Annotated in this window: 16 protein-coding genes; 8 read left to right on the forward strand and 8 right to left on the reverse strand. The window is 54.1% G+C overall.

The window, feature by feature from the left end:
- Positions 1–35: 35 nt before the first annotated feature.
- The 5 genes from ACYQ15_RS21860 to ACYQ15_RS21880 form a co-directional block, all read right to left on the reverse strand.
- On the reverse strand, positions 36–602 hold the full coding sequence (locus tag ACYQ15_RS21860) for a BREX protein BrxB domain-containing protein (RefSeq protein WP_459935500.1): 567 nt from the start codon (positions 600–602) through the stop codon (positions 36–38).
- Positions 589–1,368, reverse strand: a complete 780-nt coding sequence (locus ACYQ15_RS21865; RefSeq protein WP_459935499.1) for a BrxA family protein — start codon at positions 1,366–1,368, stop codon at positions 589–591. The genes ACYQ15_RS21860 and ACYQ15_RS21865 overlap by 14 nt, the downstream gene beginning before the upstream one ends.
- Entirely contained in the window at positions 1,365–1,889 is a 525-nt protein-coding gene (locus ACYQ15_RS21870; RefSeq protein WP_459935498.1) for a BrxE family protein, read from the reverse strand. Before ACYQ15_RS21870 ends, ACYQ15_RS21865 begins: the two co-directional genes overlap by 4 nt.
- 107 nt (positions 1,890–1,996) lie before the next feature.
- Positions 1,997–3,046 (reverse strand): DUF4236 domain-containing protein, encoded by a 1,050-nt coding sequence (locus ACYQ15_RS21875; protein WP_459935497.1) that lies wholly within the window; start codon positions 3,044–3,046, stop codon positions 1,997–1,999.
- A 6-nt stretch (positions 3,047–3,052) separates the two neighbouring features.
- Positions 3,053–3,496 (reverse strand): single-stranded DNA-binding protein, encoded by a 444-nt coding sequence (locus tag ACYQ15_RS21880; protein WP_459935496.1) that lies wholly within the window; start codon positions 3,494–3,496, stop codon positions 3,053–3,055.
- Between the two features lie 310 nt (positions 3,497–3,806).
- Between ACYQ15_RS21880 and ACYQ15_RS21885 the strand changes: the two genes are divergently transcribed.
- Complete coding sequence (locus ACYQ15_RS21885) at positions 3,807–4,088, forward strand: type II toxin-antitoxin system RelE/ParE family toxin (protein ID WP_459935495.1); 282 nt, start codon at positions 3,807–3,809, stop codon at positions 4,086–4,088.
- Between the two features lie 15 nt (positions 4,089–4,103).
- Entirely contained in the window at positions 4,104–4,442 is a 339-nt protein-coding gene (locus ACYQ15_RS21890) for a HigA family addiction module antitoxin (protein ID WP_459935494.1), read from the forward strand.
- A gap of 311 nt (positions 4,443–4,753) precedes the next feature.
- Here ACYQ15_RS21890 and ACYQ15_RS21895 read toward each other — a convergent pair whose 3' ends face one another.
- Genes ACYQ15_RS21895 through ACYQ15_RS21905 form a run of 3 tightly spaced genes read right to left on the reverse strand, consistent with a single transcriptional unit; the run spans position 4,754 to position 6,613 of the window.
- Complete coding sequence (locus ACYQ15_RS21895; RefSeq protein WP_459939668.1) at positions 4,754–5,221, reverse strand: T3SS (YopN, CesT) and YbjN peptide-binding chaperone 1; 468 nt, start codon at positions 5,219–5,221, stop codon at positions 4,754–4,756.
- Positions 5,184–5,615: a TY-Chap domain-containing protein gene (locus ACYQ15_RS21900; protein ID WP_459939669.1), complete on the reverse strand. Its 432-nt coding sequence runs from the start codon at positions 5,613–5,615 to the stop codon at positions 5,184–5,186. Before ACYQ15_RS21900 ends, ACYQ15_RS21895 begins: the two co-directional genes overlap by 38 nt.
- Positions 5,616–5,629: 14 nt before the next feature.
- The gene (locus ACYQ15_RS21905) at positions 5,630–6,613 is read right to left on the reverse strand and encodes an ARPP-1 family domain-containing protein (RefSeq protein WP_459935523.1); all 984 of its coding nucleotides are present in this window, start codon (positions 6,611–6,613) and stop codon (positions 5,630–5,632) included.
- A 222-nt stretch (positions 6,614–6,835) separates the two neighbouring features.
- Here ACYQ15_RS21905 and ACYQ15_RS21910 point away from each other — a divergent pair, with 222 nt between their 5' ends.
- The 6 genes from ACYQ15_RS21910 to ACYQ15_RS21935 form a co-directional block, all read left to right on the forward strand.
- The gene (locus ACYQ15_RS21910; RefSeq protein ID WP_459935524.1) at positions 6,836–7,855 is read left to right on the forward strand and encodes a helix-turn-helix transcriptional regulator; all 1,020 of its coding nucleotides are present in this window, start codon (positions 6,836–6,838) and stop codon (positions 7,853–7,855) included.
- 38 nt (positions 7,856–7,893) lie between these two features.
- Complete coding sequence (locus ACYQ15_RS21915) at positions 7,894–8,421, forward strand: hypothetical protein (protein ID WP_459935525.1); 528 nt, start codon at positions 7,894–7,896, stop codon at positions 8,419–8,421.
- Between the two features lie 30 nt (positions 8,422–8,451).
- On the forward strand, positions 8,452–8,790 hold the full coding sequence (locus ACYQ15_RS21920; protein WP_459935526.1) for a hypothetical protein: 339 nt from the start codon (positions 8,452–8,454) through the stop codon (positions 8,788–8,790).
- Positions 8,791–8,976: 186 nt separating this feature from the next.
- Positions 8,977–9,984 (forward strand): 2-hydroxyacid dehydrogenase, encoded by a 1,008-nt coding sequence (locus ACYQ15_RS21925; RefSeq protein WP_459935527.1) that lies wholly within the window; start codon positions 8,977–8,979, stop codon positions 9,982–9,984.
- Between the two features lie 422 nt (positions 9,985–10,406).
- On the forward strand, positions 10,407–11,087 hold the full coding sequence (locus tag ACYQ15_RS21930) for an SOS response-associated peptidase (RefSeq protein WP_459935528.1): 681 nt from the start codon (positions 10,407–10,409) through the stop codon (positions 11,085–11,087).
- A gap of 2 nt (positions 11,088–11,089) precedes the next feature.
- The coding region (locus ACYQ15_RS21935; protein ID WP_459935529.1) for a Y-family DNA polymerase at positions 11,090–12,366 on the forward strand (1,277 nt) is incomplete at its 3' end.

A 12,366-nucleotide genomic window follows, 5' to 3' on the forward strand; every position in this document is an offset into this window, starting at 1 on the left:
CGACGCCTTTGAATATTGACGGTTGGTTTGCACGTTCACCCCCCGACATGTACGGAACGATAATTTCCGTCGGGGTGATAAAAGCCAAAAAACTGCAATTTTGTTCCGGCACGTTCCCCGGGATAGAAAATGACCGTGGTGGTCTTGAATCTCCCGGCAAGCTTTCCCTCAATGGCGCCGATGCGCATGTAGGGATGCAGGGCCTCCAGATCCGTGATCAGGACGATGCTGCTTTTGGTCTCCTGAATGCCATCCAGAAACGTACCGAGGCGCTCGGGCAATGTATCGATGATCAGGTTGGCCAGGGATTGGTTGGTTTTATCCCAGGCCAGGGGGTTTTTGGCGTCCGCCTTCAGCCAGAGAGCGCGCTGGGGGGCTTCCGACAAGATCTTTAAAATTTCCCGCCCCAGGGAAAATGTGTGGACCTGCCATCCGGCATTGCGCAACCGAGCGATCCAGGCAGGCTGGACACGCTTCACTTCCAGAATTTTGGCTGGTGGGAAGATTAAATAGTAAACAGGCTCAAAGCTGGCATGGCTTAAATCGCGGCCATGACGGATGCGGGCCATGAGTTCGTCGAAATGGGCGTCAAGCAAGGACACGTTGCAACTCCTCCAGGTTTTTACAGGGCCAACCGATCCGGGTAACGCCCCCGGCGCTTTGCAGAATAATCCAGCCCTTCAAGGCGAAACGCTTGAACTGGTCAAGCATGTCCGCCCTTTCCAGTCCAAAAAGCCCCCAGTCCGGATGGCTTAAAATTTGATTATCGCCCAGTCCCGCGAAATGCATTTCATAAACCAGGGCGGTCAGGGATCTTGGTTGGCCGTGAAAAGGGACAAAGCGGCGTTCACTCCGTCGCCCAGGCTCCAACAGACCGAAATCAGCAAGACATCCCGTGAGATATCCGGCCATCCGCATGATGGTGGAGTCTGACCATGGCTTGGCTGTTTTGCCGCTGCGATTGGCCTCGGTGACGAATTCCCTGGCCTGCTCGTTGGACAGCGTTCCATGCCCGGAGGAATAGGCGGGCCAATACATGGTGCGTGTGAAATCGGCCAGGATTGGATTGGCCCGGCAGGCGAAAACAAACAGCAGTTGTTCAAATTCGGATTGGGAGAAGAGGGGCATCAGGTTTCTGGCAAGCTGGGCCGGACGGGTGTCGTTGACCAGCAGGCGGGGGGCGAAACCTTCCATGACCAGGTTACGCAGACGGCGGGCCGAAATACCAGGAAGTTGCCCGTTCTCCAAAGCAATCCGCAACAGGGCCGAAGCATCCATGCCCGGCTCCCAAAGATCAAGAAGGGTTCTGGTTTCCTGAACCATGCCCAAGCCGGCCTGGAGTCGTGTGGTGTACACGGCTTTGGTCATGTTGGCTGATACCAATAGGGATAGGTCGGAGCATCCGTGGCAAAAGCCTGAGCATAGCAGGCACTGAGGCCGGGCCATGTATCCGAAGTGCGCATGGCGGCTACATCGGCTATCCGTATCGGCCCTTGAAATGTTGACGCCACGTTTTGCGAGTCAATTCCGGAGGCGTTCCGGGTCAGATAGTCCAGTGCCGTTTCCTTGTTGGACAGCAGAGCGTTGCATTCCTCCGTGAACATGGAAGTCTGACCAAGTTGATGAACAGCCTGCTCCATATCCTCCGGCAATCGAAACAAGTGATGGACCGATCCCACGCCGATATGTTCATCATGCACCAGCATGGCCGCTCTGCAAACACCGTGATACTGGGCTTGAAACAATGTCCGTGGAAAAATCGGCGTCAAAAAACTTTTGGCATACGATGAAAAAAAAGCGCTGGCCCACCAGGGCGGAGTCGTCTGCTCTCCAAGATAACCGATCACGGCTCGTAATATGGCTATATGTTTGAGATGTTCCTCTTTCATAGGTCACCCATTGTGAATGTAAGAATGTTGACGGAGGAATCAGGTATTGTTGTTCGTGAACCTGATGCCGTGTTGCTGTTTCTCCTGAGTCGAAAAAAAAGAAAAGATCAACCTGCCGACACTCCCAACCTTTGGCCCACATCCTCATATTCCGGATTTTGAGCATAGACCTTCTCCAATTCCGTACGCGACCGCTGGTGCTGGTTCATCTCCGCGTAAACCAATGCCCGCTCAAAGCGCAGAGCCAAGAGCAAATCCTTGCTCCGTTCCTTGGTCCGGCGCAGGGCCGCTGTCAGCGTGTCCCTGGCGGCGGTATGCAGACCCTGGGCACGCAGCGCCTTGGCCTTGTAGAGCATTAAGGCACCATGAGCCGGAGAATCATTGCTCACGTTCCCGGCCATGCGCACGATTTCATGATGTGTCTTGGGATCATCGGGGCGGGCGTCCAGGAGCAGTTCGGCCAGGGATGCCTTGACCACGACATCTTCAGGCAGCATGTCCCGCAGTTCCATGAGCGCCTCGGCAGCCAAAAGATGCTCATCCATGGCCTGGTAGGCTTCGGCCATGCCCAGGAGCAGCCCGCGCCGCCGCGGGCCGATGTGGGCTTGCAATTCCCTGCTGATAGGCAAGACCAGTTCGACATGCACTCCGTACTTGGCAAACAAGCTTCCCAGCGATCCATGGCGTCGATTCGCCTGTTGCAAGGCTTCCACGGCCTCCTGGAATCGCAATTTCTTCAAGGCCAGGAACCCGGCCATGAATGCGGAATCCGCCAGATTCAGAGAGGATGTGAACTGCTCCAGAGCACAGTTTTCACGTCCCTGGACAAAAGCTTTGAGTCCGTCCACGAACGCCCGTTCGTCTTTGGGCGTGATCAGGCGCTTGAAAAATCCCAGAGTCAGTCGGTCCTCGGTGGAAGCATATCCCTGCCCACCTCGCGATCCATTGCTCAGTGCTCGCCCGGAAGAGGAATTCCAGGACGAATGTTCGGTATAATAGAAGCCGGTTCCCGGCAGCCCCAGAGTCCGACGAACGCCCCTTGAACCAAGGGTCATCTTTGCCCCTCGCGGACCAAAGGACAGCGAGGGACCGGACTTGCTCAGGTTTAGCGTAATGCCGGGGGCAACACGAAAACGGCGGAAGAAGCGGAAGGCCATGGCAAGTTAAAACGGAGGGCCATCGTCCGGTGGCATTTCACTTCCTTGCTGACGCTGCTTCGGATAAACCTGCTGGTCATCACCACCTTGCCCCTCACGCAGTCGCTCCGAATCCTGCTTGGAGTCCATGAACGTGACGTTCTGGGCAACAATCTCGGTAGTGTAACGATCCTGTCCCTGCTGGTCCTGCCATTTTCTGGTCTGGAGCCGGCCTTCGATCAGTGCCTGTGAGCCTTTCTGCAGAAACTTGCACACATTCTCGGCTTGGCGCTGCCAGACCACGATGCGATGCCACTCCGTCTGCTCGACCTTGTTGCCGGTCTTGTCGGTATAGGATTCGTCAGTGGCAAGGGAAAAAGAAGTAACGGGAGTACCCTGAGCCGTGTACTTGAGTTCCGGGGTAACTCCCAACCTGCCGATCAGGATAACCTTGTTCAGCGTGCCAGCCATGTTCGTTCTCCTGGAAAATGATAAACTATCATGAGATAATTTTTTAAAATCTTGCTACCTTTGTTTCGTTATAGAATCAAGGTGGTTATTGTCGACTCATTAAGTACAGCTTCTACGTCTCATTGAAGTCATTCCCGCGAAAAGGGAACCCCGTTGCAGGTAGTCGGCAGGCTGTGCCCGACCTTTTGAAAAGTTACCTGGGTGCGGCAATAGGGTTTGATCGCATGTTTATTGTGATTGTTGCAAGCATCTCTCAAACATTTGCGGGTCAGAAGTTGACCTTTGTCACGTGACAGTTTACAAATCAAACATGATCATCACATTTGGTGACAAGGAAACGCAGGCGCTTTATGTGGACGGCAAGTCGAAAAAAATACCTCCGGACCTGATCCGGAGGGCCGTCAGGCGCTTGGAATATATCAACCTTGCCACGAGCCTGAACGATCTCAAAACACCACCGGGCAACCGCCTTCATGCCCTCAAGGAAGACAGGGCTGGTCAGCATGCCATTGCCATCAATGACCAGTGGCGCATCTGCTTTCGTTTTCAGGACGGAGATGCCTATGACGTTGAGATCGTGGACTATCATTGAACAAGGAGCCTTTTCATGCCCTTTCGGAATACCACTCCCCGCACCATTGCCCCAACTCATCCCGGCGAGATGCTCCGGGAAGACTTTATGCCCGATTACGGACTGAACACTACCGCCTTGGCTGCATCCCTCGGGGTCACTCGCCAAACAGTCAACGAACTGATTCGCTGTCGTCGTGCGATCACGCCGTTGATGGCCCTGCGCCTTTCCAGGCTTTTCGGCAATTCTCCCCGGTTCTGGCTCAACGCCCAGCAGGCCGTCGATCTTTGGGATTTGGAAGCGACGTATCATGGCGAGTTGGAAGCCATTCCAAGGCTGGAGGCGGAAAAAGACGAATCAAAGTCAATGGCGTGACTCCGTGCCGGAAACCACATGCAAAGATTTGATCCGCTGGATGCCGGTCCTGAACGGGAGCAGGTTGGTATCCCGTTGAATGAGGCCGAGTGCCAGCCTTGGGTTCAATGATACGCATCCTGAAACAGTCAGGCAGGCGATGCCGAAAAACGAGACAAGCCGGGCCACTTCATGCCTTGCAATCAAAAGTGCTGAATAGATAGCCAGTCTTGCCAATTGCGAAACACCTCAATGCGTGAGCACGCTCACCAGTTTTTTCCTTGAAAGCGGTTTCCCCTCCAAACTCGCAGACAAGAAGGTCGTCGACATCATCAACGATGTTGAAGAATGTCTTCAATGTCCAAGCCGACATGTTCGACTACGAACGGGGCTGCATATACATCCGCTGCCGCGACGACTCTGCCTTGGTCCAAAAAGAAGTGCAGGTACCCGCGTTTGTTCAACTCGTTGAGGCGGGCTAACAGGGCTGGACTGGCTTCGACGCCGAGAACCAACGGCGAATGCATCCGCACCAAAGGCGGGTCGGTCTGGTAGCGGATAAAGACGATGGCGGTGCCGACACGTATGGCGATATCCCCGTCCTGATCAAAGGCCAGATCGTTGAGATTCGTGAACTCCTGGACCGAGGCCAGCAATCGTTGGCGCACCTGGTTTGGGTCCTTGCCCGCTAAACGTATCCTGCGTTTTATACCCAGAGAGGGGAAGGAGAAGGAATTGCTGTCTGCATCAAGGGCATCATATTCAAGCCAGCCGGGATGGGTCACCCGCAAGAATCGCATCAAATGTCCTGACCGTCAGGTCCGCTACTGTATTGTACGCCACGGGCAGCGGGTGATCGATGAAAAAATTCGGCGAGCCTCCGGGATCATCTTCCGGCAATGCCTCCGGGGTCCTTGTCGGGCTGTTCCAGCCATTTTCCGTGAGCAGGGCAATCTGCTGTTCCGTAAGCTGATCGGACTTCAAAAGGTAGTGATTGCTCGTAGTTTCCATCCGCAGCCCGTACGCGCCTTGGCCGGCGAACTGGATGTACCGGTTGGATCGCTTGGCTTCAAGAATCAGGTACTGGTCCTCCTGCAATCCCGCGAGCACCTGGGCCAGGTTTTCGGCAAAAGCCGTCCAGACGGACGGCACGCATTGCGCCGCATCAATATTCTTCTCCAGCCGCTGTTGCATAAACCCTCCTTTGCTCAATGCCTTTGACCTCTTTGGGAACTCCTGACCAGCCTGGAGCCGCGGCCATTACCTCGTGCACCGTCAGTCGCTCTGAAGGCGCAAAGGTGCAGGACACGATCATTTGCCACAAGAATACCGCCTCTAACGGTCTTGGCTGTAATCCGGACATCCTGACCAAGCCCCAGGGCATCGAATGCCTCCATGGACGATTCAATGATCTCCTTGATAAAGGCTGCAGCTTGGTCGTTGGCAAACTGCTCTTGGTCCTTGGCCCCACGTTCCAGGGCGTCAATGGCAAAGCTGCGTACGATCTTTACATGAAGTCTTGCGTAGGTCTGGGCACTGTCGAAAGATTCCAAACCGACTGCCTTGCCATGCATCCCGAAAACCGCGCCCACCTGGTTTTCAACTGCAGGCAACGCTGACACATAGCCTTCTAGAAGATCCTCGGATTGCGCATAGGCATCAGCCATGGCCGCGGAAGGGGAATGCAAGGACATGCGCTCCATCTTTCGGGAGATGTTGTCCCACACATCTCGCTGATCCGCCTGCCTGGACCGGCTGGTCCTGATGTTCTCGGACACCTGAGACATTCTGGCCGCGCGGCCTTCGGCAAAATGCATTTGTCTGGTCGGAGCGAAGTCCATCCCGTCATGTCGCCATCTTCCGGCTTCAACGCAGGATACGGGAATTTTCATTTCACTTTTGGCAGATGCGAGGATGGTCAGGTTCATCACGCGGTTTTGTTTTGCCCCTCGGATCTCCTCACCATCCAGGAGTAGCACAGGACGTTCGCAGTGGTTGACGAACAGCAGTTGGTTGACGTTGCCCGACTCCGAAACCTCGTCCACATGGGCGCAGCCGGACTTCAGGGCCTCTTCCAGAAGCAGGTAGTCAGGGTCGGTTGATTCGCCGAAGAGCGGAACCATTGCCAATCCTTGAAATGCAACAACATCTCCCAGCTCAAACGACGACAATTTTTTCTTGATCGTTTCCATCTCCCTCTCCCTTTGGCTCTGTTCATCAACGGAATCCATACTTCCGAGGAAGATAAAATTTACACTGCCCCTGTTCCATAATCAGGAACGGAACCAAAATTATTTTATTCCAGAACGACAAGATGTTGCATGAGGGTCAAAAAAAGAGATTTGGACCCTCAAAAAATGCTTGCACTTGAGGGTGATTAGCGGTCATGTTCACGCCACCACAAAGGGGGGATCATGCCGCCGAAACACGATCAGTTCGCAAAGCCGGCCCAGAAGCTTCTTGGCCTCTTCGGGGCCTTGCTGTTCACTGGGAGGGAATATTCCTTGACCGGGTTGGCCACGATGCTCAATTGCTCCAAGCAGACCGTTCTGCGGATGATGGAAAGCATCGAGCGCAGCAGGGAGGTCAAAATTGAAAGCAGGCTCGCCTCCGACGGGCAGCGCTGGTACCGGGCCAAAGCCCCTCGAACAAAACCCTGCGTGTCCTTTTCGCCGGAACAGATCCAGCATCTGGTGCTGTGCCGGGACATGGTCATGCACCTCTTGCCCAAGGGGTTGCGCGACGAGATCGAGGGCACCATTGCCCGGTCCACGGTTCTGCTGCCGGACATGCAGGAACGATCTGAAGCCTTGATCTCCATGGCCCGTTCCATGGTCAAGGGCTCCATCGATTATACGCCGCATCAGGAAACCATTGAAAAGCTCTTCCTGTGCATTCGGGAGAAGGTTGTCTGCACCGTCGTTTACCAGGCCTCACCAGCTTCACCGGAGAAATGCCACAGCTTCGCGCCTTTGCGCATGGTTTCCTATCGCGAAGCCTTGTATGTCAGCGGGTTCAAGGTACCACACGAGGGCAGGCCGGAAATCGTCAACCCCATGACCCTGTGCGTGCATCGGATCAAGGATGTCGTTCCGACCATCAGGGTACATGATCACCATGCGGATCAGGCCAACGACGGATACTTCGGATTCCAGCGCGAAACCCCTTTCCGCGTGACAGTCAGGTTCAGCCCCGAGGTGGCAAACTATGTTCTGGAACGCACCTGGAGCGAGGATCAGAAGTGCACCCAACGCAAGAACGGGTCAGTGGTGCTGGAATTCACCGCCCAGAGCAGACCCGAGGTGGTCTCCTGGGTACTGGGCTTCGGCGGTCATGCGGAATTGATCAGGCCGAAGGACGTGAAAGAGGATATCATGAAGGAAGTCGCGCGAATGTATGCCTTATATCCGTTGGCGGAACAGGGAAGCGAGTAGCAGGTCCACAATCAGACGTCGAAACAGGAGAACTCTTCATGGGCGCAATGACCGCACAAATCCTGATCGGTTCCGGGCATCCCAATCACGACGGCATCGGGCCGAGTCACTACCTTTTTCTTTCAGAAAACAGCAGGCCGGCCTGGTTGCTGGTGGAACAGAACCTTTTCCAGTGCGCCAGGAACAGGAAGATTGTCTGGATTCCCACGGTAGAAGACATGCTTGAAGACGCCCTGTTGATGATCGCCGTGCATGTGGTCAAGGATCAGGAAGTTGTGGATTTGATTAAATCGCTCAACAATTCCGCGACATCCGACCGGTTGGAGATGTATGACAGTTTCGATGAAGCCCAGCGGAAGATGCTTTACGAGAAATGCCGCGCCGTCGCGTTGCCCAAACTGGTTCTGTCCGTTTTCCGGGGATCGTCAATATTGACCCAGTTGTCGGCCATCGATAACTACATGATGGACATTGAGGTCTGCGTTGCGGTCTATTCCAGGTTGTCGTCGCAGTGGTCACCGGACAGAAACATCCAGGGCAGCCTGAATGTCTTGCAGTACAGGTAGTTTTAATGAATATTCAAAGGGAAGGCTTGAATGCAGATGACAAGGAAAATCCCGGAACAGGACTGGAAGTATCTCTTTGCGATACGTGATGACCTTCTTCAGACATTATGCCGAAGGATCAATGCCGAGACCATGGGCATTCTGCGGGAACAGGGACTGACGGAGCATGAGCGGTATCTCAAGGCCTTCAAGCAAATCAAAAATGCAGATCAGGCAATCAGCAAATGTTTCGACGACTGGCGACGGTCGTCCATGCATATGACACTGATCAACCTTTGCCAGAACAAGCTGCTGACCCAGGAGCATCTTGATCATTTCACCAATGAAACAAGCGATTTTCTTCTGGGGATTATGCGGGATATGCCATGATTTTCGTGGCATTTTCCGGATCGCGCGAGATACAAAAAGATGCCATTGGGAATGCACAAGATACGGAAATCTTCCGGCCGGTTAGTTCCTCTTCATCAGCAAATTCAACAAACAAGGTGTCAAGTCATTCTCTGGGAATAAAATACAAGCACCCGCGTTCGGTGAATCTAAAACGGGAGGTACGTGATGCGCGTCGCCGTATTCAGCACCAAAAAGTATGACCAGGTATTTCTGGACGATGCAAACAAGCAGGCTGGCCATGAACTGCGCTATTTTGAGACACGGCTGACCTCGGAAACCTGTTCTCTGGTCCGTGGGTTCGACGCGGTCTGCGTGTTTGTCAATGATTCGGTGGACAGAACCGTCCTGCAGTGCATGGCTGAAGGTGGAGTAAAGCTCCTGGCGCTTCGTTCCGCCGGATTCAACCATGTCGACCTGAAGGCGGCGAAGGAATTCAATATTACAGTTGCCAGGGTGCCTGCCTATTCACCTCATGCCGTGGCAGAACATACATTGGCCCTTGTGCTGTCTTTGAACCGGCATATTCACAAGGCCTATAACCGCGTCCGCGAAAGAAACTTCGCCCTGGATGGGCTTTTGGGATTTGATATTCACGGGAAAACAGTGGGCGTCATCGGCACCGGACAGATTGGGTCGATCTTTACTAGGCTGATGTCCGGCTTCGGATGTGATCTGCTTGGATATTCTCCCCATCCCAGGGAAGAATGCCAAGCACTCGGCATGAAATACGTCCAGCTTGATGAGTTGTTTGAACGCTCCCACATTATCAGCCTGCACTGCCCGCTGACTCCTCAAACACGTCATCTGATCAACGGTGAGGCCATTTCCAAAATGCGCAAAGGGGTGATGATCATCAATACCAGCAGGGGAGCCATCGTTGATACCCGGGCGCTTATTAACGGCCTGAAAAGCGGCAAAATCGGCAGCGTGGGCCTGGATGTCTATGAAGAGGAAGCAGACCTCTTTTTCGAGGATCTATCTGACGAGGTGATCCAGGATGATGTGTTTGCTCGGCTCTTGACCTTTCCCAACGTCCTGATCACCGGACATCAGGGTTTCTTCACCGAAGAGGCCCTGCGCAACATCGCTGAAACCACTCTTGAAAACATCACCGCCTTTCAAACAGGCGGAGACAATATCCATTTGGTTATTCAAGAGCGGGTCAAGGGTTGATCATTTAGCTCTGCCCTGCGGTATGGTGAATCACGCCATTTGAAGCCACACAGTCCAGTGTGGGGCATCGCCATCATCCGCTTCACGCAGACAATAAATGAGACTATCAAGGGCGGTTAGACTTCAGACGCAACAATAGAAGGCCCTGATTCAGCTGTTTTGACAGGCAAAAGGGTTTTTGGATGAGCAAAGTTAAAAATAGCCACCCTTTTCATCATTTTGTCGGACAAATCACGCCCGGAAAATCGTTTGCATTCAACTCCGAAACTTTTGATGCCTTTGTAGATTTTTGTTCGCGGTCCTGGGAGCATACTTGGATTTTGATTGCCAAAGTTTGGGAAACGCAGTCTCAGCGAAGTAAAAAAATATTTTGATTATGGTTAGTTAGATGCCCTAAAGCACTGGAAGAGACAGCTTGCAATATGTGCGGACGATTTGGCCTGTGGGTCACCTTGATCATCCATGAACACTACGGCCTTTCCACGCTCGGAGAGCCAATCCTGCCAAGCTACAACATTGCGCCGGGGCAGGAAGTTATGGGGGTGCACCAAGATGCTTCTGGCCGCAGACTCGCCCGCTTTAAGTGGGGCTTGATTCCATCCTGGACCCGCGATCTGGCCAAAGCTACGAAGTGCATCAATGCCCGGTCCGAGACGGTTTGGGACAAGCCGTCTTTTCGTTCCGCCATACAGCACAGACGTTGCCTAATCCCGGCCAACGGGTTCCTGGAGTGGAAGAAGTCAGGAACCAAAAAGCAGCCATACTTGATTGGCTTCGAGAACCTGGAACTATTCTCCATGGCCGGAATCTGGGAGTCCTGGAAGAACCCGGCGACGGGTGAGGTTTTCGACTCCTGCGCCATCCTGACCACCAATGCCAACGAGACTGTGGCGGTCATCCATGACCGAATGCCGGTGATCATCAGACCCGAGGATTATCAAGCATGGCTTGATAATCCTCGGGTTCAGATCGACGCTCTACTTCAACCCTTCAACGCCATGCACACCTTGATGATGCCGATTAGCCCCAGGATAAACAGCCCGAAAAACAACGATCCGGAATGCATCGCTCCGGTTCTGCAACAGAATGCCACTCAAGGCTGAACATGCCACCTTCGAAGATCTTCGCCCTGATGGACTGCAATAATTTCTACGCTTCCTGCGAGCGGGCGTTCAACCCCAAGCTGCGGGGCAAGCCCATCGTGGTCCTGTCTAATAATGATGGATGCGTCATTGCCAGGTCCAACGAAGCAAAAGCCTTGGGCATCCCCATGGGCGCGCCGGCCTTCAAGTTCCAACCCTTGTTCAGGAAGCACGGCGTTTACGTGTTTTCCTCCAACTTCGCCCTGTACGGGGACATGTCCCGGCGGGTCATGGATACGGTTTCCCGGTTCACGCCGGACATGGAAATCTATTCCATTGACGAAGCATTCCTGCACCTGGACCTGATGCACGACCACCCCCTGGAACTGGCTCGCAAGATCAGGGCTACTGTTCTGCAATGGACTGGCATCCCGGTGTCCATCGGCATCGGCCCGACCAAGACTCTGGCCAAGGTTGCCAACCGGGTGGCCAAAAAGCAGCCGGAGCATGGCGGGGCTTTCAGCCTTGTGGATTATCCTGATCAGGACCGCATTCTGGCCGGCATCGACATTGAAGACATCTGGGGCATCGGGCGGCGATACAGCAAGAAGCTACGAGAGTTTGGCATTCGTAATGCCTTGCAATTCAGCAAGCTGGACAAGGACTGGGTGAGAAAACGGATGACCGTCTGCGGAATGCACACTCTGCTGGAACTTCAGGGCATCCCATGCATCCCACTTGAACAGACAGTGGCTACACCCAAGAGCATCGTCTGCTCACGGACCTTCGCCAAAGCCGTCACGGACAAGGAGCAGCTTGAGCAAATTCTTTCCGGGTATGCGGCTAGAGTAGGGGAGCGCCTTCGCGCTCAGGAATGCGTAGCTGGACAGGTCCAGGTTTTTGTGCTGACGGATCGCTTTCGTTTGGACAAGCCCCAGTACAGCAACGCAGCCACCGTCTCCTTGGCCGTGTCCTCATGCTACACGCCGGACATTATCCGGGCGTCCCTGAGAGCCTTGGAGCAGATTTTCAAGCCGGGCTACGAATACCGCAAAGCTGGGGTGATGGTTTTTGGCATCGAACGCGAACAGGGCCGTCGACTGCACCTGTTTGACCCGCCCCAAGAAGAACGCGCACGGAACAAGGCGGTGATGGACACCATGGACCGGATCAATGCCAAATGGGGCTCAATGACAATGCGACTCGGATCGGAAGGCACGGGAAAGCGCTGGGTTATGCGTCAGGCCCACCTGAGTCCGAGATACACGACGAACTGGAAGGAGTTGCCGAGGGTAAGTTA

It is taken from the genome of Desulfonatronum parangueonense, assembly GCF_054656975.1.